We start from the raw sequence: 26851 nt of genomic DNA, 5'->3' as shown, positions 1-26851 counted from the left end.
ATATTGTGCGTTTGGTTAATTGGTGGCAGGGAGTTCCATTTGCAGCTACCCGATGTTCTCGTTTTGCTGCTCTTGGGCCGACCGGTTGACCTATGTCTAAACAAATATTAATTTCGCCAGCGGTATCAAAGTTGGGGGATTTAGGGGGCTTGCCCAAAACCAAAAGATCCTGCATTGATACTTCAATTCAGCAACCCCCAATTTTCCCTCAAATCCTCTGTCGAGAATCCTCAATATCATTCCTTAGCTCCTCTAGCTTCCCTTGTGCCTCTGGATCTTCCAAATTAAAAAGCTTTTGATAAATTCCCTCAGCAGCCTTTAACGATTCAACCGCTTCAGCAAACTCTTCTAAGTTGTGGGCAATCTCACCAAGCTGTTCTTGAATTTCCGCCTGCAATGGCAAATTATTAGCTTTTTTGGCCAGTGCCAGGGCTGTGCGGTAACGCTGCTGAGCCTGTCGCTTTAGTCCAATGCGCTGATACATGTCAGCTTGGAGCTGATAAATGGCAGCATTGTCTGTACCAGCTTTGATTCTTTTTTCTAAAAGGTCAATGGCATCCTGATTGAGACAAGTGTTGGGGTAATTTAGATCTTGGCAAGTGCTGTGATAAAGATGAGCTTTTTTCTGAGCTTTGGCATCTGCATCCAGATTTTGTGTCTCAATCTGAGCTAGCTTCTTCTTCAGCTCCTGCTCCTGGTCATCCGTCAGCAGGGTAATGGTGGGAGCTGGATCTTGATTGGGATTTTCAAGTGAAGACACATCGGTACTAGCAGTCACCACTATAAAATAATCCCGATCCCGTCGGAGTTGGGAGCTATTAGGATAATCAACTATGGGTTCAGATACCCGTTTTTTCCACACTGGTGTTGCCAAATCCTTGATAGTAACATCATAGTGGCTGGCTTCTTTCACCCCATGCCAGCGCAGGGTCAGGGGTTGATTAGGACGTAGTGCTGTATTCCTCGGACTGATCAGGTAGGGAAAGTCTTCATTCTCGATGCCACGTCCAGGTGCTAGGTTATCTCCCGGTCGGAACAATATTCCTGAATTTGGGCAAACTTCAGACACCTTCAAAGCTTTTCCTAAAGGAACTTGCCAATTACTGAGATCACTGCAGGAAACTGTAGCAGAGGACTGAGGGTTTTTGACCCAGATCTGGTCTGTTAGCTTGAGACGATCTCCTTGGTGAGCTCGATCATAACCAAACCACAGGCGACGTTTCACTTGAACATCTCCTGTGACAGCTGCGATGTAGTACAGACCTTCAGCCGGAATAGTTGCTGGAGCCGCGATCGCGATTAAAACGGTGGAAAGTAGGGAGATGGAGAATAGACGTTTCCAAATCATGGCCTTTGTTTCTGTTGTTGAGCTTTCTGAATACGTTCATTAGCTAGATGTAACCAGGTGTCTTCTTCTGGAATTAAACGATTTCCTATTCCTAATTTATTAGCTAAATCTAGCCATTTGTTTGGGTTTAAAATCAGAGGATTTACGATGATTAAATCGCGACAATTTTCCCATTCCTGGAGAGCTTCAGGTTTTTCCTGGCGTTCAAGGACCTGAGCTAAAATACAAGAGGCAGAGGCACGATTGGGCAGATAGTTTGCTACCTTTGGATTCTTGGCAATGTTGATAGCTTTTTCCAGGGCAATCTTAGCTTCATCATCCCGGTTTTGTTTGAATCTTACCCACCCTAAATTTTTATATAAATTGTACTGATCCTCTGGATAAACTGATTGCTCTGTGGTTAATTTTAGACCTTCAACTAAAAGGTTTGCCGCTTTAGGATAGTCCCCTTCTAGAATGTAGAGTCTGGCCAAGTTGTTGTATGCCCTAGGAATTTTGGCACTTACCGCCAGCTGGTACTCTTGCTTTGATTTCTTGAGCTGTAACCAGTCTTCATAGACTACGGCCAGGTTGTAATGGGCCTTAGCATTATCAGGATCAAGGGCAATTGCTCTGTGGTAGTCGGCTTCAGCACTACTAAGCTCACCGGCTCGATAGTGCTCTAAGCCACGTTCACCGTAAATATCTGAAATTCTAGGTAGGCTATACCAAAACCCTAGCAATCCCAACAGTAGAACCATGGTGGAGAGAAACTTGGTTTCAGCATGAAGAAACTTAGGCACTTTCCAACTAATCAGCAATTCCTCAAAACCTTTTTTCAATGCTTCTGAGAAATCGTTGTCTTTTTGCTCTTCTTCGGTAAGGTCACTTTTGGCTTTCAGCAGAGTTATCAGACTCGGTACAATGATCGCGAAAGTGCCAACCACATCGGGACCACCACTTAAGAAACGACTGGCAATGTTGACTAGCAGAGCCAGACTGACACTCCAACCTCCAAAGGTCAGACCCTTAAACACCCAGTCGTAACGATCTAGCCGATGAGGAGGACGCTGTTGATCCAGATACCACCACCAGCCCTTAGGCTTTGCGGGTAGACTGTGACGATAGGTAGAAAGTTCCAGAGCTTGGTCAATCCGTTGTTTGTGTTGTTGGAGTTGGGCATCTAGCTCATGGATGCACTCTAGAAGCTCTGCAGCTATGAAGGGTTCCTGAGTGAGGGCATTGTGGAGTGCATCTCTGGCACACAGAATCTCTAGAGCTTGTTGGTGAGTCAAGGGAGAATCTGTGGCTAGGGACTGCAGGGCAGCTCGATATTGACTTAGCACCAATGTATGATAAGGCATGCTCTTGGGTTTGACTGACTACATTTGACTTAATCTGACTTCTAACTTCTGACTTCTAACTTCTGACTTCTGCCTTCTAACTTCTGACTTCTAACTTCTGACTTCTAACTTCTGACTTCTGCCTTCTGAATGGTTTCCAGTTACCAGAATTGATGAAAGCTGCCCAGAAATAGGGGTGCTGGTATCGTTGATTTTGCTGCATCTCTAGTTGAGCCTGTCTCATGGCCTCGCTACGTCCCAGACCCTGATTTAACTTCTGATAGTAAGAGACCATCAGCTCTTTAGTAGACTGATCGTCCACCCGCCAGAGGCTGATCACCTGGCTTTGGGAACCAGCTAGCACCAAGGCTCGCCGCAAACCATAGACTCCTTCTCCTTGAGAGAGTTCACCTAGTCCGGTTTCACAGGCAGACAGTACCACCAACTCACTACCGTAGAGATTCAGCCCCGATGCCTCCAATGCTGTCAGCACCCCATCCTGGACTACATCGGCAAGGTTGCCACTTTGATAATTCTGAACCCCAGCCAGCACTAGTCCAGAGTTCAACAGAGTCAGCCTAGACCGCAATAAGGGATTTTTTGCCACCAGAGAGTCAACCCGTTGATTGCCCTCAAAGAAGCCATGAGTGGCAATGTGCAGAATACTGGGACGATTAACTTGCTTGATCACTGCTTCAGTTGCCTGTCGCCCAAGCCAGAGTTGAGCTTGGGGTAAGATTTTAGCAATGGCTTTAGCCTCATCTTTGCTTGCTGGTAGAGGGGGAAGCTTACGCTGGGGCCAATTCCCGGAACGGGTAGGGTTTTGAGCTAATTGAACCGTTTCACCAGGTTTTCCGAAAATGGGGTCAGCAATCAGCACTGGCGGCTGCTGAGGTGGGGCTTGAACAGGGAAACGCAGCACGTCTCGCCCGGAGGTAAGGTAGGTAACAGTAACGTTTTCAATCAGGAATTGGTTATTTTTATCCACCAGGGCTTCAAAGGGAATCAAGTTGAGAGCCCCATCCGGTGAAATGATTAAGTGATTGCTATTACCAATTTGTGCTTGGATGGGAGCCAGTATCGCTTCCTCTAATTTACGAGCAGCGTCTTTAACTTGAGGAATACGTATTCGAGGACTGCGGATAGCAGCGGTAAAATCTTTAATCAGTGGGTCTATTTCCTCTACTAGTCCCAAATCAATGCCTTGAAAACGACCATCGGAGTCTAAAGTATAGACGGCATAGCGGGGCTTGCCGAATCCCTGATTTGGAGGAGCTTTGGGGTCAAAAGGTCGGTATTGGAAGAATTCAATCAGAACTGCATCAGGGGGCAGTTGAGCTTGCACAGCTTTGAGGGTAGCGACTTGAGTGGCACGTTGAAATTCAGCACTCTTTTCCAGAAGAGCCTTCTCTTGAGTTTCCCTTTTTTTCGTTAGTTCTTCGAGTTGGGTTTCATAATCATCGGAAGACTGCTTGTTGAAATCTTGATGGTAGAGTTTTGCCAGTTGAGCCCGAGTGTCGTTGAGTTGGTCGAAGCGTTTCTGGTCTTCAGGAGTCAAGTTTTGGCGCAAGCGTTGCCAGCTATTGGTGGTAGTATCCAGAATACGACCTTTACGACGCACAATTGTGGTTAGTGCCAAATGGGCTGCCTTTTGATTATTTGGAATTTGTTGGAGATGGAGAGAAATAGCTTTATCTACTTGATCAGAATCAGAGATTCTGTTGAGATAGTCTTGTTTTTGAGACTCAGAGCCAACTACTAGATTGTAGTCGAGGTTTTGTTCTTCTACCTCTAACCCTTGAATTAAGAGATTGAGAGCAGAAATAAGGTCTTCCTGTGCCCAGTAGAGTACTGCCAGATTATTGAGGCTGATTGCCACATCGGGATGGTCTTCACCAAGGAGTTTTTTCCACAGTGCTAAGGCTTGTTGATACAGGGGTTCGGCTTCAGAATATCTGCCCTGGCGAAAGTAGAGTGCAGCCAGATTATTGAGGCTGGTTGCCACATGGGGATGGTCATCACCGAGGCGTTTTTTCCACAGTGCTAAGGCTTGTTGATACAGGGTTTCAGCTTCACCATATCTGCCCTGGGTTTCGTAGAGTACAGCTAGATTATTGAGGCTGAAAGCCACATCGGGATGGTCATCACCCAGGAGTTTTTTCCTCAGTGCTAAGGCTTGTTGTAAGAGGGGTTCTGCTTCACCATATCTGCCCTGGGTTTCGTAGAGTACTGCCAGATTATTGAGGCTTTGTGCCACATCGGGATGGTCATCACCCAGGAGTTTTTTCCTCAGTGCTAAAGCTTGTTGATACAGGGGCTCGGCTTCAGAATATCTGCCCTGGGTTTCGTAGAGTCCAGCTAGATTATTCAGGCTTTGTGCCACATCGGGATGGTCATCACCCAGGAGTTTTTTCCTCAATGCTAAGGCTTGTTGTAAGAGGGGTTCGGCTTCAGAATATCTGCCCTGGCGAAAGTAGAGTGCAGCCAGATTATTGAGGCTGCTTGCCACATCGGGATGGTCATCACCCAGGAGTTTTTTCCTCAGTGCTAAGGCTTGTTGTAAGAGGGGTTCTGCTTCACCATATCTGCCCTGGGTTTCGTAGAGTACTGCCAGATTATTGAGGCTGCTTGCCACATGGGGATGGTCTTGACCAAGGAGTTTTTTCGTCAGTGCTAAAGCTTGTTGTAAGAGGGGTTCGGCTTCAGCATATCTGCCCTGGCTTTGGTAGAGTTCAGCTAGATTATTGAGGCTGATTGCCACATCGGGATGGTTCTCACCCAGGAGTTTTTTTCTCAGTGCTAAGGCTTGTTGTAAGAGGGGTTCGGCTTCAGAATATCTGCCCTGGCTTTGGTAGAGTAATGCCAGATTATTAAGGCTGTCTGCCACACGGGGATGGTCCTGACCGAGGAGTTTTTTCCTCAGTGCTAAGACTTGTTGATACAGGGATTCAGCTTCATCATATCGCCCCTGGCGAAAGTAGAGTGCAGCCAGATTATTGAGGCTGTCTGCCACATCGGGATGGTCCTGACCGAGGAGTTTTTTCCTCAGTGCTAAGGCTTGTTGATACAGGGATTCAGCTTCACCATATCGCCCCTGGCGAAAGTAGAGTGCAGCCAGATTATTGAGGCTGTCTGCCACATCGGGATGGTTCTCACCTAAGAGTTTTTTCCTCAGTGCTAAGGCTTGTTGATACAGGGGTTCGGCTTTTTTATATCGCCCCTGGTGTTGGTAGAGTGCAGCCAGATTATTGAGGCTTTCTGCCACATCGGGATGGTTTTCACCGAGGAGTTTTTTCCTCAGTGCTAAGGCTTGTTGATACAGGGGTTCGGCTTTTTTATATCGCCCCTGGTGTTGGTAGAGTGCAGCTAGATTATTGAGGCTGTCTGCCACATCGGGATGGTTCTGACCGAGGAGTTTTTTCCTCAGGGCTAAGGCTTGTTGATACAGGGGCTCGGCTTCTGCATATTTCCCCTGGTGTTGGTAAAGTCCAGCCAGATTATTGAGGCTTATTGCCACACGGGGATGGTTCTCTCCCAGCCGTTTTTTGATCAGTGCTAAGGCTTGTTGATACAGGGGTTCGGCTTCAGCATATCGCCCTTGGTTAGAGTAGAGTAATGCCAGATTATTGAGGCTAGTTGCCACATCGGGATGGTCTTGACCGAGGCGTTTTTTGATCAGTGCTAAGGCTTGTTGTAAGAGGGGTTCGGCTTCAGAATATCTGCCCTGGCTATGGTAGAGTACTGCTAGATTATTGAGGCTTTCTGCCACATCGGGATGGTCTTCACCGAGGAGTTTTTTCCTCAGTGCTAAGGCTTGTTGTAAGAGGGGTTCGGCTTCAGCATATCTGCCCTGGCTTTGGTAGAGTAATGCCAGATTATTGAGGCTGCTTGCCACATCCGGGTGTTCCTCTCCCAAGATTTCTTGCCGAATCTCTAATGCTCTCTTAGCTAGGGGAATCGCGTCTGAGTACTTTCCTTGTTGATAAAGCACCCATGCTTGCTGATTAAGTTGAGAGGCTTCTGCTAGGGATAACTCTTTGGCTGAAGCTTCTCGCCAACTGAGTCTGTAGCGTCCTCTCTCTTCTGGTTTGTCAGTTGTTACAATTACTGTGTAGGTACCTGTGCTCGGTAAACTCAAACTCACTCTGGCATTTTTCCGTTCTCCCCCATCATTATCTTTGGCAATTATCCTCTTCTGTTGGGGGTCAAACAAAAACAAGTCAGCATCAAACTCACTGCTGGTTAGCTCAATGGTAATCGCTTCCCCAGCTTTACCAGAAAAACTGTGAGTCTGAAAATAACTCCCATCTTCGAGAGTATCGCTTTCGAGGTCTAAAACACCATTGATGGTCGATTGCTTTCCTTCACTCCCTGGTGAACTCAGTTGTTGAGCTATTATACTTTGCCCCCAGCTAGACCTAGGGAAAGCCACTCCCATTCCCATCACACCGACGACGGTGGCTAAAATCGCTGCTCCCTTGACAGATAGGTTTTGATTCATTGGTTGACACAAAGGTTTTGATTGATTTGCTACATCCACGATTATTTTTCTACAGGAAGTTCTAGGGATCGGGATTTATAGCAAAGGGAATAGGGAGTCGGGAGCAGGGAACAAGTTAGCAAGTAGGGTGGGCAGTGGTTAAGACAGATCAGATCAGGTGGGCTTTAGGCGTAGGTAGGCACTGCCCACCGACGATTAATCCCAATGGTGCCAGATGTGAGTATAAACATTTCCAGGATCACGAATTGTCATAGAAAACTATAGTCAATCAAATTTTTATCCTAATAACTTACCCTTGAAATCGTTATATGAAATTCCTTGATCGTTACGGGAGCGATAAGTTTCCCAAGCTTATTGAGTTTGAATAATTTCTGTGATCGGAATAGTTTCCTTATCTCCTTCTAATTCTATTGGTTGATGCTGAATGTGCTGACGCAACACCTGATTAATTAAGGTTTGATAATTGCCTCCACCAGATAGATGTACCTGCTCACGAAACCACTCGATAACATCGTTATCTAAACAAATGGTGATCCGAGTTTTACCAGATGGCATCGGGTCAATCGCGCCACGCTTACCTTGACTAAAATCATACTCAGCTTCCATCTTCATCCCTCCAGATATTGTTTATGTTACGCTAATGGTGATCAATCGTTCCTCCTCAAATCGTTGCTCCTCAATTGTAATGGCCATTGGGTCAGAGATTATCTATTTTTATAGACATTTCCTCTAAAGCCAATCGTATAAATTTCTATATCTGCTAAGGTTAAATCAACGGTAAAAATCACTCTAATTTTACCAATACGCAATCGATAAAAGCCTTCCCAATTTCCTTTCATTTTCTTGATGTCTAGGTCGTTAAAAGGAATAATTGACTTATTTTCAATAGCATCAACAAGCTGCCTGAGTTGTTTGCGAATATTTGCGGTAGTTTCCTGATCAGCAGACTCTAAGAATTTAATCGCACTCTTGCGGAATTTAATGGTCATTTTTAATCCAATCTGTCAGATCAGTCACGTCTTCAGTTTCATAGTCTTGAGGTAAGCCAAAAGTGGTGTCAAGCTCTTGTTGCTCTTGATCACTAACGTAAGGCATTAACATATGACAGAGTAAGAGTCTTTCTTCTCTCAAAACTTCTCGGATGCTTTCTTTGATCAGTGTTTTTAAGTCTTGAGTTTCCATCGCTTTTGAATTAAAGGTTATTTTTTTAATTATATAGCAAAGGGAACAGGGAACAGGGAACAGGGAACAGGGAACAGGGAACAGGGAGCAGGGAGTAGGGAGTAGGGAGTAGGGAGTAAAGAAAAAAAAAATAGCCGCAGAAATACTATCCACGACTATTTCAATTTGTTATGTCACAAAATTAGCAAACCTAACCTGATCAGATCCTATCTGATTCGACCAAAACCTTGGCCAGGGGGGAAACCCCCCCAGAAAATTAGCGATGCAGCGCGGTCTTGGGGGTTTCCCCCATGAGCGACTGCATCAAGACAAGGTGTTATGGCAATAACCAATACTTGGTGATTGTAGTGATCACTTCCCCTGGAACATCAGTCGCTTCCAAAGGCGTCCATTCCGCAATCTCTGCATAGCCTAGGGCATACAGCATTTGCATACTATAAAGTACTGATTGACGAGAACCTTTGAGAGTGTGGTGAGCAGGTTGTTTCTTGAAGTTTTGGCTGAATTGTTGTGACATCATAAAAAATCTCATTTCGGTTTATATTGATTATTGTAATGATTATATTTTTAATTGTCAAGGGTTTTAAAAAGTTTTTTTTGGAAGTTTTAGGATTAATAAAAAATAAGCGTTCGCTTTTAGCGGAAGCTTTGCTTCATCGCGTAGCGTGACATGCAGGTCAATCGCGTAGTGTATCGTTCAAATAATCGCTTTTATAAAATTAGCGATCGCATAAACGCGGAAGGTTCGCGTGACTCGCGTAGGGTGACATGCAGGTCAATCGCATAAGCGCAGAAGGTTTACGTGACTCGCGTAGCGTCTCTTTCAGAAAATTGCTTTTTTTTACTAGTATTTTGTGATAGCGTTTATTGCATTTATGAGGTACGCTTATCAACCTCAAAGTCCCCCTTTTTAAGGGGGATTTAGGGGGATCATTTTTTACCTCATGGCAGAGAGAATAGCTATAACTAGTAATTTTAACAATAGCGCTGGGAGCAGTAGCTTCTAAAATAGACAAGGTTTAATCAGCGCGGAGATTGTAACGATAAAATACAAATTACTGATTTGCTATAATAAAGTAACCTATCAGCCAAATACACAGGATTGTTTTCCCACTTCCCTGTTCCCTGTTCCCACTTCCCTATTCCCTGCTCCCTGCTCCCTGCTCCCTAAAACCAGAAACTCTGTACCTCACCAAATTGAAAAACGCTATATAACCCCAGACCAAGAGCTACCAATATGTACAGACTGTACTAGGATCTGGTTTCACCGACTTCATCGTTTTGCCCTGATCGTAGTCAAAGCTTCCCTCACAAAAGCCACTTTCACTCTCGAACGCACAATTCAAAACGGTTTTATAATTTTTGCGATGATGATTGTCGATAATCTCAAATTTACCCATTAAGTTGTCTCGAGAAAATGAAACTAGATAAGCATAGGGCAAATGCTGGTATCTTTCAGGTTTATATGGGACACAAGGAACTTTATCATAAACATTTTGGATACGAATAGTTCGTGTCTCCGGGTTTTGTTGAGGTGCCTGTTGTTGATAAAATTCTACAAATGCTTGGTTGCCTACACGAGGGGAAGCATAGTTGTAGCTTACAGACTTGATATCTGGTCTAGACAACGCCATATCAAGTGTGAAGAAAGTGCTCAGTGTAGAGCCTAAACTATGGCCAGTAATATACAGAGTATCGATCGGTTTTTCAGATGCTTGATATTTATCAACTAGGGCAAACACTTGATTCTGCATCGAGGGTGTGTTCCCATCACTATTGGAATAGATATGGTAGAAACCTGATTCAACCCTAAGCTTAGATGGAACTACAACATCTTCCTGATAAGGTACAAATGTTGTATGATTAACACCAAAATTATCTATTAAATCCTCTGTCGAAGAAGTACCTCTAAAGGCAAATATATAAGTGTAAGGAGACTGCTGAGATCGAAACACTAGACCATAACACTCAACAGTTTTGTATTTATTAAAAATCGCATCAACACCAGTCCAGTAGTCTACAAAATCATAACCATCCGGTGGAGACACCTCAAGACACTCAGCAGGGTTTTGCTTATCAAAAGCATCATAAGTTAGACCGCTTGCTTGCGCTAAAACGATGGCCCTGGTGGAATCAAGGTCAGCAGTTGTGAGGTAAGTAATTGTGTTATCCATCACGCATGCTTTCATTAGGATGGCTATATATAGCCATCCTATCTGATGTGTGAAAGAAATGGTCTGCTTTAAGGCAGGAAGCAGACGGCAGATGGCAGAACGTAAGGGAGAAGGCACCACTTTTTAACAATTCCAGTGATTTTACAAATACATTACATAATTTAGGATTGCTATATAGGCTTCCTCCCCACTAGCAAGGATGAAGCCAATGGCATTACTCTCGAGTCTTTTAAACCCTAGTAATGTAATTATTTTTTGCACAAAAGTCCATACAATTAATTGCTGCTTCAGAATTAGCAACAGAGGGATTCACGGTACACTTAAGACGGTAATCACCAGTAAAAAACTGACAGTTAGAACAGGGAATTTGATGCAGTCGTTTGGCAACAGCAAAACTGTCTCGGACTGCTGACAAAACGCTCCAAGCTAGAATCATCATTAGCCCCCAAGCCAAACAAAAACAAATCAGGTTTAGATAAGGCTGGAGGGCATAGATCAGTACGTAAAGGAGTTGAAACACAATTTAATAGACTTCTTGCAGAAGTCGGGAACAGGGAGCAGGGAGCAGGGAACAGGGAGCAGGGAGCAGGGAGCAGGAACCCACCCCTAACCCCTCCCAGGAGGGGAAAAGAGGGAAGAGGTAAAACATTTTGTGTACCTCATAGCTATGATAAACGCTATAATCTTTGCTCCTAATAACTAAAAGGGAATATCATCTAAATCTTGTTGATGACTAGGGCTACCAGACGTTGGGTTTTGAGGAGATGAAGACCCAAAAGAAGAGTCAAAACTTTGCTCAGTATTTTGTTCAGTGCTGGTATAAGCAAAATCTTGTTCGGTATTGCTAGGAAAAGAAACAGATGACGACATCCGATGTTGCTCCATGGATACAACCTTATCATGGGTTTGGGGACGGGATGGTTCTGGGGTATGGTTGAAAGTTCTGTCCGAGGCCATGACTTGTGGCTCGAAGTGATCATCTGTTCCCAATTTGTGAATCCGGGAAACATTCAATTCTGCCCGTTTTTCCTTGAACCCTTCTGGTCGCTCAATCACATTCATCCTTAAGCTCCCTTCAATCACCACGCGATCGCCTGTGGAATAGTTTGTTTTAATTTCATTAGCCAAATATTCCCCCCAACCTACCACTTTTAAGGTTGATGGGGATTCCTCAGCCTTGAGACCGGAGAATTGTACTAGCATCTGAGTCAGGGGTGTCTGATTCTCTGAGGTGTAACGCAGTTCTGGATCTTGAATAATTTGTGCCATTAAAATGCAGCTGTTCATCTCGTATCTCCCTTGTCCTTTCAGTGTTGACTCTTCATTATAGAACAAGCGTACCAATACTCTAGGCTTTTCTTTGAGTGAACTTAACCTACCAACAATTAACTAACAACAATAGCGTAGCGGCTTTCCTCTGAGCTCTACAAACACTCTGGGGAAAGCCACCGCTATGCCTGTTAACAGCCGATCAATCCGATTTATGACACGGCTGAAGGTTGCGCTTCTACACCTTGTTCTTGTTCAACGAATTCCTGAACATGGTTGCGATAATGCTTGAGGTTTTCCTCGGCCCAATCCCGGTCATCGCTGTTGGCAAAAATATGAACTAAGGGTTCGCCAGCATCGGGTAAAATCAACACCCAGTTATCATTTTGCGCGTTGATAATTTTAACGCCATCAACAAGTTCGAGCTGCTCACTGGGATGGGTTTCCACCAGATGACGCATCAGGCTACCCTTAACTGTCCAAGGACAGCGCAGGGTAACGGTTTTGTACCATACCCGGGGGAGCTCAGCGCGAATATCAGCAAGCGATCGCTCTTGGACTGTCAGCATCTCGATCAACTTGGCGATTCCAAACATGGCATCAAAGCCTGGATGTAGTTGGGGGAAAATAAAGCCCATATCCCAACTGCCTCCCAATACCACATTGGGGTTGCTTTGAGAAGCTTCCATCAGTGCTGTGGGGTTAGCTTTGGTGCGGATCACCTTGCCATCATGGCGTCGGGCAATTTGTTCCACCGCACTTGATGTCTGCACTGGAACCACCACAGTTCCCCTGGGATTAGAGGTTAACATAATATTGACCATCAGTGCAGTCAATACCTCACCTCGAATCGACATTCCCGATTCATCCACCAAAATAAACTGTTCCCCATTAGCAGAGACCTGCACGCCAAAATTGGCTTTTAGGGCTTCGACCACCTGACCCAGCTGATTGAGCAAACTCTCTCGTTCTTCTGTGGAGATAGCTGTTTGTTTCAAACTGGCATTGAGGACTACTGCATCAGCGCCAAATTTCGCTAACAGTCGGGGTAACACCGCACCAGACACGGCATAAGCATAGTCAATAACTACCTTAGAACCACTGTTGCGAATTGCCTCTACATTGAGATGCTTCTCAAAAGCAGTACCGTAGATATCGATTAACTGGATCGGGTAGTTAACATTACCGATATCATTGATCTGGACTCGTCTTAGGTCTTCTTTGAAGTAAGCCCCCTCAATTTTTTTCTCTTTACCCTTGCTGATATTAATTCCCTTGGCATCAATAACTTCGATCAGGATATGATCTGGTCGGTCAGGATGCACTCGCACATGGATACCCCCCTCAACCCCTAGGGTTGGTATCACGGTTCGAGCCACAGGAATTGCAGTTGCATCTAGGTTCTGGACATCGACACCCACAGACATCAATCCCCCAATCAAAGACCGGGTCACCATGCGACAGATACTACGCTGGTCACGGGAGAGTGATACTTGGGAGCCTAGTTTTAGGGTAGACCCATAAGCAGCTCCCAACTTAACGGCAAATTCCGGAGTAATATCGATGTTGGCTAAGCCTTGGACACCCCGCTGACCAAAAAGATTCCGTTGGGCAGTGTTGCCCCAAATTAAATTGATATTCAATGTTGCACCTGATTCTATAGTTTTACTTGGCCAAACCCTTACAGTGGGACTAATTTGAGCTTCTTCTCCCACTTTAGACAGGGAACCGACAACGGCACCTTCGAAAACTTGAGCACGACGGTCTACCCGGGTTCCCCTGGAAATGGTGCAGGCACTCAGATTAACCTCTTCACCAATCAACGCTCCATTCCAAATAATCGGTCGTTTCAGGTTAGCGTAGGCAGAGATGGTAACATTATCGCCAATTACTGTTCCTGCTTCGATGTGGGCGTTTGGACCAATCCGGCAGTTGCTACCAATTAGTACTGGGGTTTCAATCTTGGCAGTAGGGTCGATATAGGTATTTTGTCCCACCCACAGTCCTGAGGATTGTTCTGGGTAAGCAAAGTCTAGTGTGACCTTATTCATTAAGCCGTCATACTGGGCTTCTCGGTAAGCCTCCAGGTGACCGACATCACACCAATATCCCTCAGCCACATAGCCATACATTGGCTCATCTTTCGCGAGGAGTTTCGGAAACAGGTCTTTGGAAAAGTCACATTCCTCATTTGATGGCAGGTACTCTAGAACCGATGGTTCGAGAATGTAAGTGCCAGTATTAACAGTATCGGAAAAAATTTCTGAGGTCGAAGGTTTTTCCAAAAATCGGCGGATGCGCATTTCCTTATCGGTGATCACCACCCCGAACTCAACGGGATTAGGAACGCGAGTTAGGATTAATGTCGCCTTTGATTTCTTAGCTTTATGAAATTCAATCGCAGCAGTCAAATCAAAGTCGGTGATGCTATCGCCACTAATGACTAAAAAGGTTTCATTGAGTAATTCGGAAATATTTTTAACACAACCTGCAGTCCCCAGAGGCTGTTCTTCTTCTACCGCATAGGTCATCTTTACCCCAAAGTCACTGCCGTCTTGGAAGTAGTCCCGCATGACATCTGGGAGATAGTACAGAGTGGCAATGACCTCATTGATATTGTGCCGTTTGAGTAGATTAACGATATGTTCAGCAATGGGTCGATTCAGGATTGGCACCATGGGCTTGGGCAGATCACAGGTCAACGGTCTCAGCCGTGTTCCTGAACCACCAGCCATCAGCACTGCTCGCATAATTCCTCCTCTTTTAACCCGTTAAGGGGTTTGATCATCTTGTCTACGTTCATTTGTCTTGTTATGGGCTTTTTTTAGTGAAGTACTTTCCGATACTTTTTAGCTACCAAAATCTACCCTCGTAGACTTTAGCCCGCCAATGCAAGATGCAATAGCATCCAGGGGGTATCTCCGCGCTTCTCTGACGGAATATCCCGCGAGCGCCATAAAAATGTCAAAAAAGTTCGTTCCACCGGGATTTAAGCGCAACTATTTTTACCTTGGTTTTCGGCTTTAATTTAAGTTACATAATCATCCGTGTCGGTGTTACCATAATTTAACTCTCACAAATAATAAGAGTTTTTGGTAGTCTCTGGGACATTTTATCTAGCTGTTTACTCACCTCCACAAACAGTGACTTGATCTCAAAACCGTGATTTTGGCATGCTAGCGTCGATAGTGAGTCATAAAAGAGTGCTTTCGACAAAGACTGGCGGAACTATAACTAACGACATTGGTGTCGCCAAGTTTTCTCCGAGCTCAGAAGAAAGATCGCGTGTTGACCCGCTCCTTCTTCACTCACGTAATCATGACTACTGAGTTTGGCTAGTCTGTCACTCCTAAGGGTCACACCACAAATGAAGACTAGAGAAACTGGATCTGGATCAATGCTACTAGGAGCTGTAATCCGAATCAATTCGGTTGATTAACCTACACACTTATGGTATTGAGGTCATGGTCTAACACTGGCTTGATAAGGTAAAATTATCATTAATATAAAAATTATCTTATAAAAAGCACCGGAGGTGAAAAACCATGTCACAATAACCAAATGTCTTCTACCCAGATTCATCAAGGGTAGTTAAAACCGCCCCAAGGGCTCGCTTTTAATCCCTGTCAGGCGAGACGCCTATCTGACTTGAGACGGGGTTTCCAAATATGGCAAGATTTTTGATGAATGGCTAACTTAATTGTCTTCGGGTTACTGGTAGTCTATGGGTATGGCGTGTGGAAATTCTGGAGGGGGTTTGAGCGCACTGACTTCAGCCGGAGCTTAACCAATCGGATAGCATTGTCACTGTTGTGGCCAGCTTTAATCGTTGCCAATAAGTCCTATCGCAAAAACTTTACTAAAGCCCTTAAGGGCAGATAGGAGTGCTAGATAGCAGTGGCGGTATTTGGCTGATTGGTGGAACCACGGAAAGTGTGACTCTGGCAAATGCGATCGCGTCCAGGGGGATTCCCTGTACAGTAACGGTTACCACAACGGTGGCTAAATCCCTCTATCCCCAAACCCCAAATTTAAGGGTTCAAGTCGGACGTTTAGATACAAATGGGCTAGAGCAGTTTTTGGAGAAGCATGGTATTGTAGCGATCCTAGATGCCTCTCACCCCTATGCAGTGGAAATTTCCCAAATAGCGATTTCAGCTGCTTGTGCTCGGCATATACCTTACCTGCGTTTTGAACGGCAACAGCTAAATTCTCAGGTAAGTTCTGAACTAGACAATTCACCAATAATTTATCTCAATAGTTTCCAAGACCTGATTGCTGGTAACTATCTCCATCACCAGCGGGTATTGCTGACCATCGGTTACAAAAATTTACCCTTATTCCGTAGCTGGCAAGACCAGTCAACCCTATACGCCAGGATTCTGCCGAGTGTTACTGCCATCGATGTAGCGATCGCGTCTGGATTTAGCCCAAATCGAATTATTGCCCTGCGCCCTCCGGTACCAGCTGATTTGGAAAAGGCACTCTGGCATCACTGGGACATCTCTGTGGTTGTCACCAAGGCCTCTGGGGTTGCTGGGGGAGAAGATATTAAACGAGCCCTAGCTGCTGAGTTAGGCATCTCCCTAGTTATCATTACTCGCCCAGTTGTTGATTATCCGCAGCAAACCAGCAATGTATCTGTGGCATTAGAGTTTTGCGATCGTTATGTTTGAACTATCCTCCCCCTTAAATAAAAGGTAAGCATTCAGCCTTTGGCTGACGGCTGACAGCTGAACGCGCACGCGTGCGCGTAGCGCATGAGCTGAATGCTTAAAACCATAGCTTAAACCATAGCTGGTTCGAGTAACCTGATATTAGAAAAGTTGAATTCAGTAGCTGTCCGCCCTTTTTCCTCAATGGCATAAACCACTTGACGAGTCATAATATAATAATCACCAACTTTATCGAACCTGTCCTCAAACTCTCGTTTAGCCATCAAATCACCCGTTTTGGCATTGCGAAAAATGGCATTGTAGCCTGAGGAAATATACCCTTCTCCTGTATCTAGGCTATCGTTGGTATTAATTGTAAAAGCCATCGGACCCATAACCCGACTGACATGACAAATTTCCCTTCCTCGGACTTTATAGTTAGAGCCCATAGCATCACCCTTGACAAAAATTTCTACTGCACCAGTAGAATCATTTTCACCAAAGCTAAATTGGTTTTTACCATGGGCTTTTTCAAAAGATGACCGCTTGCGGTGGGTCACAATATCCCGCATCTGGTTATAGACACTTTCTTTGACCTTTTCATCATCAAACCCACTGACTTCAACACTGTGATCACCATTAATGCGAACTTGACCAGTGTATACTTCATCACCTTGCTTAATTTCCAGGTCAGCTTTGTAACCAGGAAAATTGTCGTCCCAGGTGTAGCGGTTTTCGTAAGCCGCCTGGAATACTTCACGAGCTGTTGCGTTTTCGATCATAGTCTTGCTAAGTCAACCGATAGTTTATCCAAAGACTACTCATTCACTAATCTCTGACGCTGGTTATTATAGCATTACTACTTTACATATAATCTTTAAATTGGGTGAGGTAGTTTAAGCTAACTTTAAGCTAAAAATCATTTTTAACCATTACTCCCAAATTTATCATGAGTTGGAATAAGTATAGGTAAGTTTAGTTTAAATTTTCCATAAAAAGTTTGCTAATATTACCGTTAGGTTTTATAAATAATAAACTATTAACCATTAACAGGATCAGCTGACTTTATTTTAATTCCATAGTTCTGACAGCTGCTCTCCCTGTTCTCGTCAGCAGGAAGTATGGTTATTTAACCAGATTTGATCTAATTCTCCAGCAGAGGAGATCGCTTAAGCTTGCCAGCCTTAAGCTAACCCCCTAAGCCAATGCTAAGCTTACCAGCTATCACCCCTTGATCATGCCAAAGTTACTGGGGGTGGTGATTGTAAGGGTAACGTCAAGGATGGATGGTTAATCGATATCAGTTGGTTGATTGGAAACCATCACAGGAACTTGATAAAGAGGTACAGTGAAGGTAACTGTTGACCCTAAATTTTCCCCCATACTGAAAAAATTGACCACACCCCCCATGGTTTCAATCAGCTTTTGGGATATGACTAGACCTAAACCCGTGCCGCCATATTGGCGAGTTCGGGAACCATCGACTTGGGTAAATGTTTGAAACAGCCGGTCTTGCTGGTCTAGGGAAACACCGATGCCAGTATCGGCAACTCGAACTTTAACCAATCCTGGGAATTCCGTACCTTTGAAAGTTATCTTCTTTCGGATCACCTCAGCACTAACAGTCACCCCACCTTCATCAGTAAACTTAATGGCATTGCCCACTAGGTTTAACATCACCTGTAGCAGCCTTTGATAGTTACCATACATAACAATGCCATCATAGACATCAGGCATTTCAATTCTGAGGCTGAGGTTTTTGAGCTCAGCTTGATTGGCCGTAAAGTCCTCAACTTTTCTAAACAGAGACTCTAATTCTACTGGAGCCAGTTCTAGCTCCATTTTCCCCGCTTCAATCTTGGCAATATCGAGGATATCATTAATAATATTTAGCAGATGCAATGCAGAATTGTAGGCTTCTTGGATAAAATCCCGTTGCTCCTGTGGATCGTCTGCCATGCCATCAAGAACCAACTTGAGAAACCCAATCATGCCATTGAGAGGGGTGCGTAACTCATGGGAAGTATTAGCCAGAAAATCACTTTTGTGGCGAGACGCTTCTTCAGCCCTTTCACTAGCTATTTCTAGCTCCTTGTAAAGGGTGCCATGAGCGATCGCTGTGCCGACTTGTTCAGCCAATTCTCCCACTAACTTTATTTCTGCGGCACTCCATTGACGGCGATGGTCACACTGCTGTAGCCAAATCAAACCATTGGGTTGATCTTTATAGGAGGTTGAAACCACCAACACAGACAACTGTTCCCATTCACCGGGAACAATGTGTTCGACCAGCACTGGCTCCTGACTAGTGAGGGATTGTTCGAGGTAAGGCTCAGAATCTAAGGGTAGCAGTTGTTTCGCCATTGACCGCAAGGGCTGTTGGCAATATTCTGCCTGCACCTTGGTTACCCGTGCGTCTGGTTTGTAATAGCAGACGAGGCAACGGCTTACCTGGAGTGCCTCCCCTAGACTTTTGGCAGTTTGTTGCCAAATGGTATCTAGATCGAGAGTACGACGAATCTGCCCGGAAATTTTGGTGAGTAATTTTTGATGGGGGTCTACACTTAGGCTTGTAGGAGATTCCCGGCATTCCAATGTTGATGATTCCGGCAACAAGTGACCCATAACTAGAACGGTTGTTGCTTCGCCATCCGCTGGCAAAATAGGACTAATCACCAACTCAAAGGCAAAGGATCTGTCCTGGTAACAAAACGATTGAAGACAACGTTCAGGGGTTCGCTGGCTCAAAATTCTCTGAAGCCTCTCTTGGTAGGCTTCGGCTTCAGTCGGGCAGAATGCATCTTCTAGGGGAAGTCCCACCACTTGTGTGAAACTCAGACCATATTGCTCAGCAGCTTGCCAGTAAAAAGAAAGGCATTTACCCGATGCCTCTTGAGTATACACCAGCTCACACCCTAAACCCTGCAAAAAGTTAGAATCACCTTGTGCACTAGCGGATTGCCTATTTATATATCCAGTTTGAAAACATTGAAAATTCACAGGTGCAGCCATTAAAAGAAACCTGGAAACTACAAGCAACACCGGGAGCCTCAGTTCCCGTTTCAACAAGTAAATGCAACCACCCAACCCTAACGCACGAGCCAATGGCAACGTCTCAACCTAGATGCCTTTACCTCTTGTCTATCAATCGTTCCACTCACCTCGGGGCGGCAGGGGCGGATTTCGGTCAAAGGTACGGGCTAATTCCTGATCTGTTCCCCTTTCACCCCTGAGCCATTGACGAATTGCCGTTTCTATTACTTTACTCGGATCATTAGTCAAGTGTTTGATTTGATCCAAGAGTTCCGTATCCAAATGAATAGAAATTTCTTCTTTGTCAGCTGAACGTGATAGCGCTACGTTAGTAGCTTTGGTAGACTCAAGGTGGTTTTCAAGCAAACCCTCTTGATGTAAGGCATGATCATTCATAATCAATGGGCTAATAACACTACTAATATAACTTTACGATAACTGACAATTACGCTGGGTCAGTTATAACCATTCCAGGGATAGTACCCTTACCTCTGACGGAAAACATTAAAATACATTAAGTGAAGCATGAACTCAATAGACCAGTTATTGACTGGGTTTATACCAATAGCTTATGACTGATGCCCCTGTCTCTCATATTCGTAATTTTTCGATTATCGCCCACATTGATCATGGGAAATCGACCTTAGCTGATCGCCTACTGCAAGCTACTGGTACCGTAAGCGACCGCCAGATGAAAGAACAGTTCCTGGACAATATGGATTTGGAACGGGAGCGGGGAATTACGATTAAGCTGCAAGCAGCTCGGATGAACTATACAGCTAGCGATGGTCACCAGTACGTTCTCAATTTAATTGACACTCCCGGTCATGTGGATTTCTCCTATGAAGTGTCCCGCTCACTAGTGGCTTGTGAAGGAGCACTGTTGGTAGTCGATGCATCCCAGGGTGTAGAGGCTCAAACTCTAGCAAATGTTTACCTAGCCCTTGAACACGATCTAGAAATTATTCCAGTTCTAAATAAAATAGACTTGCCTGGAGCTGAACCGGAAAGGGTAAGTACCGAAATCGAAGATATCATTGGTCTTGATTGTAGCCAAGCGATTCGAGCATCAGCCAAGGAAGGTATAGGCATACAAGAAATCCTGGAATCTATTGTACATCTAATTCCACCTCCAATCGATACTGTAGACCAACCCCTAAGGGCGTTGATTTTTGACAGTTACTATGATGCTTATCGTGGCGTAATCGTTTATTTTAGAGTGGTCGATGGCACTCTAAAAAAAGGCGATCGCATTCGCTTGATGGCATCTGGCAAGGAGTACGAAATTGATGAGCTAGGGGTGCTTTCCCCTAACCAAGTCCAAGTCGATGAACTCCACGCTGGTGAAGTTGGTTACCTAGCTGCTGCCATTAAGGCGGTAGCCGATGCCCGTGTGGGTGACACCATTACTTTAGCAAAAGCAGCAGCTATTGACCCTTTACCGGGATACACTGAAGCCAAACCGATGGTTTTTTGTGGCTTGTTTCCCACTGATGCTGACCAGTACAAGGATTTAAAGGAAGCATTAGATAAGCTCAAACTCAATGATGCTGCCCTGAACTACGAACCAGAAACTTCCTCTGCCATGGGATTTGGCTTCCGCTGTGGTTTCTTAGGCTTGCTGCACATGGAAATTGTTCAAGAGCGCCTGGAAAGGGAATATGATTTGGAGCTAATCACCACCGCCCCTTCAGTGGTCTATCAAGTGACTACCAATCAGGGAGAAGTCCTTGAAATTGATAATCCGAGTACTCTGCCATCCCCCCAAGAACGGGAAAAAATTGCCGAACCCTATGTCCGGGTAGAAATGATTACTCCAGAAACCTATGTTGGGACTCTGATGGAACTCTGTCAAAGCCGCCGTGGGGATTTTAAGGATATGACTTATCTTGCCCAAGGACGGACTACTTTAATTTATGAATTACCCCTAGCAGAAGTGGTTACTGACTTTTTTGATCAAATGAAGTCTCGCTCTCGGGGTTATGCCAGTATGGAGTACCAGCTCATTGGTTACCGAGATAATCCCTTAGTCAAGCTGGATCTACTGATTAATGCGGAGCCTGTAGACTCCCTGGCAGTAATTGTTCACCGAGACAAAGCTTACTATGTGGGTCGTACCTTAGTGGAAAAACTCAAGGAACTCATTCCCCGGCACCAATTTAAAATTCCTCTTCAAGCCGCTATTGGTAGTCGAGTCATTGCTAGTGAACATATTCCGGCTTTGAGAAAAGATGTATTGGCTAAATGCTACGGTGGTGACATTTCCCGGAAGAAAAAACTTCTCCAAAAGCAGGCAAAAGGTAAAAAGCGGATGAAGGCTGTAGGCACTGTTGATGTTCCCCAGGAAGCGTTTATGGCAGTCTTACGTCTTGACCAAGGTTAGAGGGGGGATTCAGTGATTAAAAGTCCAGACCTGAAAGCCTAGTACTAATCTCGGAATGCTTACTACCAACTAGCGTAATTTTCAACCAGTCAGCCAAGAGAATTCGATGATCACCTTCGGGAATTACGGAATTGGTTTTCAAGGTAGGTAAAAAACTATATGGAGAGATATATATCCGGACTTTTTGCCATAAATTAAGTAAAAATTGTCTAACTGGACACTGTTAAATTCAGAGGTTAGTTTAGGATTGATTTCACATCACAAAAGTTCAGTGGCATGAGAATCCTAGTTACTGGTGGGGCTGGTTTTATCGGCTCCCATCTAATTGATCGTTTGATGGCAGAAGGTCATGAAGTTATTTGTCTGGATAACTTCTATACTGGCCACAAACGGAATATCCTCAAATGGCTGTCACACCCCTACTTTGAGTTGCTCCGTCACGACATCACTGAGCCAATTCGGTTAGAAGTTGATCAAATATACCACCTCGCTTGTCCAGCATCCCCAGTTCACTACCAATACAATCCCGTCAAGACTATCAAAACCAATGTCATGGGTACCCTATACATGTTAGGGTTAGCCAAACGGGTGAAGGCGAGATTCTTATTAGCCTCCACGTCTGAGGTATATGGGGATCCGGATGTCCATCCCCAGTCAGAAGATTATCGGGGTAATGTCAATCCCATTGGGATTCGCAGTTGTTACGATGAAGGCAAGCGAGTGGCAGAAACCCTCGCATTTGACTACCATCGACAGAATGGTGTAGACATTCGTGTAGCCCGCATTTTTAACACCTACGGTCCTCGAATGCTGGAAAATGATGGGCGAGTCGTTAGCAATTTTGTGGTGCAAGCTCTGAAGGGGGAACCCTTAACCGTTTATGGTGATGGTTCACAGACCCGCAGTTTCTGCTATGTCTCCGACTTAGTAGAAGGACTAATGCGACTTATGAATAATGACCATACCGGACCGATTAATCTCGGGAATCCTGGAGAATACACTATCTTAGAACTCGCTCAGGCGATTCAAAAAATGGTCAATCCTGATACAGAAATTATCTTTAAGCCTCTACCTCAGGATGACCCCCGACGTCGCCAACCAGACATTAGTAAAGCTAAAACCTTACTAGGGTGGGAACCTACTATTCCTTTGTCAGAAGGGTTAGATTTGACAGTATCCGATTTCCGTAAGCGTTTAACTGCTCAAGAGTAAAACAATCAGATTTAATTAAATCAATCAACCTCAGGTCAGGGTGCCAATACTATCTTTGGCTCCAACCGTGAGACTTTCCTAACGTTTACTAACGATTGAAGTTTATATTAATTGAGGCATAGGTCCATGCGCGTTTGTGTAATTGGTACAGGATATGTGGGCTTAGTAACTGGCGCTTGCTTAGCCCATATCGGTCATCATGTAATCTGTGTAGACAACAACGAAGAAAAAGTTAAGCTGATGAAATCTGGACAGTCCCCCATTTACGAACCGGGACTGTCGGAAATAATGCAAGAGTCAGCTAATGCAGGTAGAATTGAGTTTACCACAGATTTGGCGGCTGGGGTAGACCATGGGGAAATTTTATTCATTGCAGTGGGAACTCCCCCCCTACCTACTGGAGAAAGTGACACTCGTTATGTGGAAGCTGTTGCCAGAGGGATTGGAACCCATCTCAAGGATGGTTACAAAGTAATTGTCAACAAATCAACGGTACCCATTGGTTCTGGAGATTGGGTGAGGATGATTGTCCTAGATGGGGTAGCTGAACGCCAGAAATCTTTGGTAACTGCAGGAGGTAAAGCTGAAACTGAACCAGCAGAAGACATTACGGCGGATTTTGATGTGGTCAGTAATCCAGAGTTTCTCCGAGAAGGCTCAGCAGTTTACGATACCTTTAATCCAGACCGTATTGTCCTAGGAGGCAATAGCGAACAAGCGATCGCAATGATGAAGGAACTGTATCAACCAATTGTTGAACGCCAGTTTGCCGAAGACAAATCCCTTCCCCCAGTTCCTGTACTAGCTACAGACCTCAGCTCAGCTGAGATGATTAAATATGCGGCTAATGCCTTTTTGGCTACTAAAATTAGCTTTATTAATGAAATTGCCAATATTTGCGATCGCGTAGGTGCTGATGTTACCCAAGTTGCCCAAGGAATTGGTTTAGATTCCCGGATTGGCAACAAGTTTTTACAAGCAGGAATTGGCTGGGGTGGTTCTTGCTTCCCCAAAGATGTCTTAGCACTACTCCATACCGCTGAAGATTACGGCTATGAAGCAGATTTGCTGACAGCCACTGTCAGTGTCAACAAACGCCAACGTCTACTTGCCCTTGAAAAACTCCAGAAAGAGCTGAAAATCCTCAAAGGTAAAACAGTGGGACTGTTGGGTTTGACCTTTAAGCCCAATACTGATGATATGCGGGATGCTCCTGCTCTAAATCTGGTGGAAGAACTAAACCGACTCGGAGCCAAGGTCAAAGCCTATGACCCAATTATTTCCCAAACTGGCATGCGTCATGGTCTATCTAACGTGATTGTCGAAACCGATCCAGAACGGTTGGCTGATAGCTGTGATGCTTTAGTTTTAGTTACAGATTGGGATCAGTTCCAGAAGCTCGACTATGGTAAAATGGCCGAGCTGATGAACTATCCGGTGATCATTGATGGTCGCAACTGCCTAGATCGGACCCAGCTAGAACGTGCTGGTTTCTCCTATTTGGGAATTGGTCGTTGAACTCTATCCCCTCCTCATACGAGGATTGATTGTCAACCTAAAGTTGTCAGAGCAGCTGATTCACTTTATCTGATTATCTGACAACTTTAGGTTTAAAACCAACTTTAGGTTTAAAACTTCCCGACAAACCTCTGACTGGGGACAATCAAGTTGTGTTGTTACTTCCTGCTCTAGGGAAGAGGACTTTCCTGGAGCGCTTTGATCAAGGAATTAGGGGCATCTTTTAGGTGCGACCCGGAGGTGCGACCCGTGATGGCGAGCAATCCCTTGACCGTAGGTCACGCGGGGCGCGTTCGCCATCACGGAAAGCGCACCTGTAGCGAATTTAATTCTTAATGGTAAGAGCGTACCTTTAGAATTTTTGTGATAGCAAGTTTACCTTACTTATATGTAAATTGCCATAAGTGAAATCCTGTACTAGAATAACTGAGGGGTCTGACCCCTCAGTTATTTTGTGAATACTAGCTAAATACCCAAACCCCATCCCCAAAGCTAAAAATCCTAGTTGTTGGGATTTGCCAACAACTTTGTGTTAAGACTAGTGTTGGTGTTGAACAAGAACAAAACCCCAGTCAGCACCCCCCACCCTTGGTGACGGGGCATCAAGCATCTAAATTGAGTTAACTGACCAGTAATCCCCATTAATATTGGCTAGGTGATCGGCAAGTGTTAAAGTCCTACCAAAAAATCGGCACTACCCCAAAAGGGGAGGTCAGGCAACTGATTTGGTTGTCAACTATTATGGGGGAGATTATATATCTGTGTTGATGGTTTAATGGCTTTATGGATGCCAGCAACCATTGACTATCAGCAAACCTAATCAGTAACCCTTAGTGATGTAGTTGGCGACAAATCGAGCTAAGCACTAAACTCTAGTAATGGTAATTTTGGTGATAGTTTTGGCTTAGATCACTAATAGTCCAGTTAATCCAAGGGATATGAGCTAATTTTGGTTCATTTTAAAACAAATATGAGCCAAAATAATCTATAAATGGGTGTGCCATAAAATTGTGACCATAACTGGTCGTCAGGAAATATCAATGAGAGTGGAGTGGCAACAAAAACACGAAAAACATCACTAAGGGTTATTAAACATGCACAAAGCTATCAAGACCAAACTAAAACTGAATAATCACCAAAAAACTTTGATGGCTAAACATGCTGGCTATTATAGGTGGGTTTATAACTGGGGACTGGCTTTATGGCAGCAAGCTTACTCAGAAGGTCTAAAACCATCAGCAAGTAAGCTGAGGAAGCTTTTTACCAACCATGTCAAACCCCAGTACCCTTGGATGAATCAACTATCCTCTAAAGTCTATCAATATGCTTTTATTTCCCTAGGCGTTGCCTATAAACGTTTCTTCAAGGGGCTAGGAGGATATCCAAAATTCAAAAAGAAAGGGAGAAATGACAGTTTGACGATTGACAACTCTGGTAAGTCGATTAAATTATCAGGCATAAGACATAAGTTACCCAAGTTAGGTTGGGTGAAAACTTATGAGCCATTACCACAGATAACCACCAAGAAAATAACTATTTCTAGGCAAGCTGACGGTTGGTATGTGAGTTTTCATTATGAACACGAAGCATTACCGACCCCCAAATTAAAAGATGTGGTAGGGGTGGATTTAGGAATCAAGGAATTAGCTGTACTCAGCACTGGCATTGTGTTCCCAGGTTCATTGCCCTATGGTCAAGCTTTTAAGCAACTAGTCAGATGCCAGCGTGACCTATCTAGAAAAATTAAAGGTTCAAACAATTGGTACAAGGCAGTAAATCGACTAGCTAAGAAACATCAAAAAGTAGCTAATATCCGCAAAAATACATTAAACCAACTCACTACTTATTTAGCTAAGAACCACGGCACGGTAGTGATTGAAGACTTAAATGTATCTGGAATGATGGCTAATCATAGGCTAGCTGCCTCTATTGCTGACCAAGGGTTTTACGAGTTCAAGAGACAGCTGGAATACAAATGTGAATGGTATGGCTCACAGTTAGTCATGGTTGACAGATTTTACCCATCATCTCAACTGTGTTCAAGCTGTGGGCATCGTCAAAAGATGCCACTGAACATCAGGACTTATAACTGTCCTGAGTGCGGGTTAAGTCTCGACAGAGATTTAAACGCAGCAATTAATTTGAGAAACGCCGTAGGCTCTACGGTGTCTGCCTGTGGACGGAGTGCTGCCGACAGTTCCGGAAGAAGCAGGAAGTAAACAGCTTTAACTAGCTAAGGCAAGTTTTGTATAAG

21 protein-coding genes are annotated in these 26851 nt (G+C 44.5%); 6 read left to right on the top strand and 15 right to left on the bottom strand.

All coding sequences use genetic code 11. The features are described 5' to 3' along the window. Positions 1-208 precede the first annotated feature (208 nt). The 12 genes from F6K49_RS17450 to F6K49_RS17395 all read right to left on the bottom strand — a co-directional run bounded on the left by F6K49_RS17450 (position 209) and on the right by F6K49_RS17395 (position 14546). Entirely contained in the window at positions 209-1348 is a 1140-nt protein-coding gene (locus F6K49_RS17450; RefSeq protein WP_293098605.1) for a tetratricopeptide repeat protein, read from the bottom strand. Continuing rightward, entirely contained in the window at positions 1345-2691 is a 1347-nt protein-coding gene (locus F6K49_RS17445; protein ID WP_293098599.1) for a tetratricopeptide repeat protein, read from the bottom strand. Before F6K49_RS17445 ends, F6K49_RS17450 begins: the two co-directional genes overlap by 4 nt. Before the next feature lie 76 nt (positions 2692-2767). Then, positions 2768-7171, bottom strand: coding sequence for a tetratricopeptide repeat protein (locus F6K49_RS17440; RefSeq protein ID WP_293098592.1), 4404 nt, complete (start codon positions 7169-7171; stop codon positions 2768-2770). A 351-nt stretch (positions 7172-7522) separates the two neighbouring features. Then, complete coding sequence (locus F6K49_RS17435) at positions 7523-7783, bottom strand: BrnA antitoxin family protein (protein WP_293098587.1); 261 nt, start codon at positions 7781-7783, stop codon at positions 7523-7525. Positions 7784-7875: 92 nt separating this feature from the next. Next, complete coding sequence (locus F6K49_RS17430; RefSeq protein ID WP_293056145.1) at positions 7876-8160, bottom strand: type II toxin-antitoxin system RelE/ParE family toxin; 285 nt, start codon at positions 8158-8160, stop codon at positions 7876-7878. Continuing rightward, complete coding sequence (locus F6K49_RS17425; RefSeq protein ID WP_293098584.1) at positions 8150-8506, bottom strand: hypothetical protein; 357 nt, start codon at positions 8504-8506, stop codon at positions 8150-8152. Before F6K49_RS17425 ends, F6K49_RS17430 begins: the two co-directional genes overlap by 11 nt. Positions 8507-8669: 163 nt before the next feature. Further along, positions 8670-8870: a hypothetical protein gene (locus F6K49_RS17420; RefSeq protein WP_293098614.1), complete on the bottom strand. Its 201-nt coding sequence runs from the start codon at positions 8868-8870 to the stop codon at positions 8670-8672. A 712-nt stretch (positions 8871-9582) separates the two neighbouring features. Further along, positions 9583-10527, bottom strand: coding sequence for a lipase family protein (locus F6K49_RS17415; protein WP_293098581.1), 945 nt, complete (start codon positions 10525-10527; stop codon positions 9583-9585). Positions 10528-10756: 229 nt separating this feature from the next. Then, positions 10757-10966, bottom strand: a complete 210-nt coding sequence (locus F6K49_RS17410; protein WP_366514199.1) for a hypothetical protein — start codon at positions 10964-10966, stop codon at positions 10757-10759. An 84-nt stretch (positions 10967-11050) separates the two neighbouring features. Next, on the bottom strand, positions 11051-11176 hold the full coding sequence (locus tag F6K49_RS17405; protein ID WP_293098576.1) for a hypothetical protein: 126 nt from the start codon (positions 11174-11176) through the stop codon (positions 11051-11053). A gap of 50 nt (positions 11177-11226) precedes the next feature. Then, positions 11227-11814: a single-stranded DNA-binding protein gene (locus tag F6K49_RS17400; protein ID WP_293029693.1), complete on the bottom strand. Its 588-nt coding sequence runs from the start codon at positions 11812-11814 to the stop codon at positions 11227-11229. 194 nt (positions 11815-12008) lie between these two features. After that, positions 12009-14546, bottom strand: a complete 2538-nt coding sequence (locus tag F6K49_RS17395; RefSeq protein WP_293098573.1) for a mannose-1-phosphate guanyltransferase — start codon at positions 14544-14546, stop codon at positions 12009-12011. Positions 14547-15483: 937 nt separating this feature from the next. On the opposite strand from F6K49_RS17395, the gene F6K49_RS17390 reads away from it, so the two are divergent. Continuing rightward, positions 15484-15678 carry a hypothetical protein gene (locus F6K49_RS17390; protein WP_008178699.1) on the top strand — a complete coding sequence of 65 codons (195 nt, stop codon included), beginning with the start codon at positions 15484-15486 and terminating at the stop codon, positions 15676-15678. Between the two features lie 2 nt (positions 15679-15680). After that, a complete protein-coding gene (locus F6K49_RS17385; RefSeq protein ID WP_293098570.1) occupies positions 15681-16472 on the top strand; it encodes a cobalt-precorrin-6A reductase in 792 nt (263 codons plus the stop codon). Between the two features lie 110 nt (positions 16473-16582). On the opposite strand, the gene F6K49_RS17380 is transcribed toward F6K49_RS17385, so the two are convergent. The 3 genes from F6K49_RS17380 to F6K49_RS17370 all read right to left on the bottom strand — a co-directional run bounded on the left by F6K49_RS17380 (position 16583) and on the right by F6K49_RS17370 (position 19880). Continuing rightward, positions 16583-17233: a DUF3386 domain-containing protein gene (locus F6K49_RS17380; protein WP_293027154.1), complete on the bottom strand. Its 651-nt coding sequence runs from the start codon at positions 17231-17233 to the stop codon at positions 16583-16585. Positions 17234-17741: 508 nt separating this feature from the next. Continuing rightward, positions 17742-19463: an ATP-binding protein gene (locus tag F6K49_RS17375; RefSeq protein ID WP_293027151.1), complete on the bottom strand. Its 1722-nt coding sequence runs from the start codon at positions 19461-19463 to the stop codon at positions 17742-17744. Between the two features lie 132 nt (positions 19464-19595). Further along, a complete protein-coding gene (locus tag F6K49_RS17370) occupies positions 19596-19880 on the bottom strand; it encodes a hypothetical protein (protein WP_293027147.1) in 285 nt (94 codons plus the stop codon). A gap of 175 nt (positions 19881-20055) precedes the next feature. On the opposite strand from F6K49_RS17370, the gene lepA reads away from it, so the two are divergent. From lepA to F6K49_RS17350, 4 genes are all read left to right on the top strand, one after another. Further along, positions 20056-21867 carry a translation elongation factor 4 gene (lepA, locus tag F6K49_RS17365; protein ID WP_293027142.1) on the top strand — a complete coding sequence of 604 codons (1812 nt, stop codon included), beginning with the start codon at positions 20056-20058 and terminating at the stop codon, positions 21865-21867. A 276-nt stretch (positions 21868-22143) separates the two neighbouring features. After that, a complete protein-coding gene (locus tag F6K49_RS17360) occupies positions 22144-23079 on the top strand; it encodes a UDP-glucuronic acid decarboxylase family protein (RefSeq protein ID WP_293027137.1) in 936 nt (311 codons plus the stop codon). Between the two features lie 126 nt (positions 23080-23205). Further along, positions 23206-24597 carry a UDP-glucose/GDP-mannose dehydrogenase family protein gene (locus F6K49_RS17355; protein ID WP_293027134.1) on the top strand — a complete coding sequence of 464 codons (1392 nt, stop codon included), beginning with the start codon at positions 23206-23208 and terminating at the stop codon, positions 24595-24597. 1094 nt (positions 24598-25691) lie between these two features. Further along, positions 25692-26816, top strand: a complete 1125-nt coding sequence (locus F6K49_RS17350) for an RNA-guided endonuclease TnpB family protein (protein ID WP_293027131.1) — start codon at positions 25692-25694, stop codon at positions 26814-26816. Positions 26817-26851 lie beyond the last annotated feature (35 nt).

The organism is Moorena sp. SIO3I6, assembly GCF_010672095.1.
The sequence above is the reverse complement of the archived record's forward strand: the minus strand, read 5'-3'. Positions and strand labels throughout refer to the sequence as shown.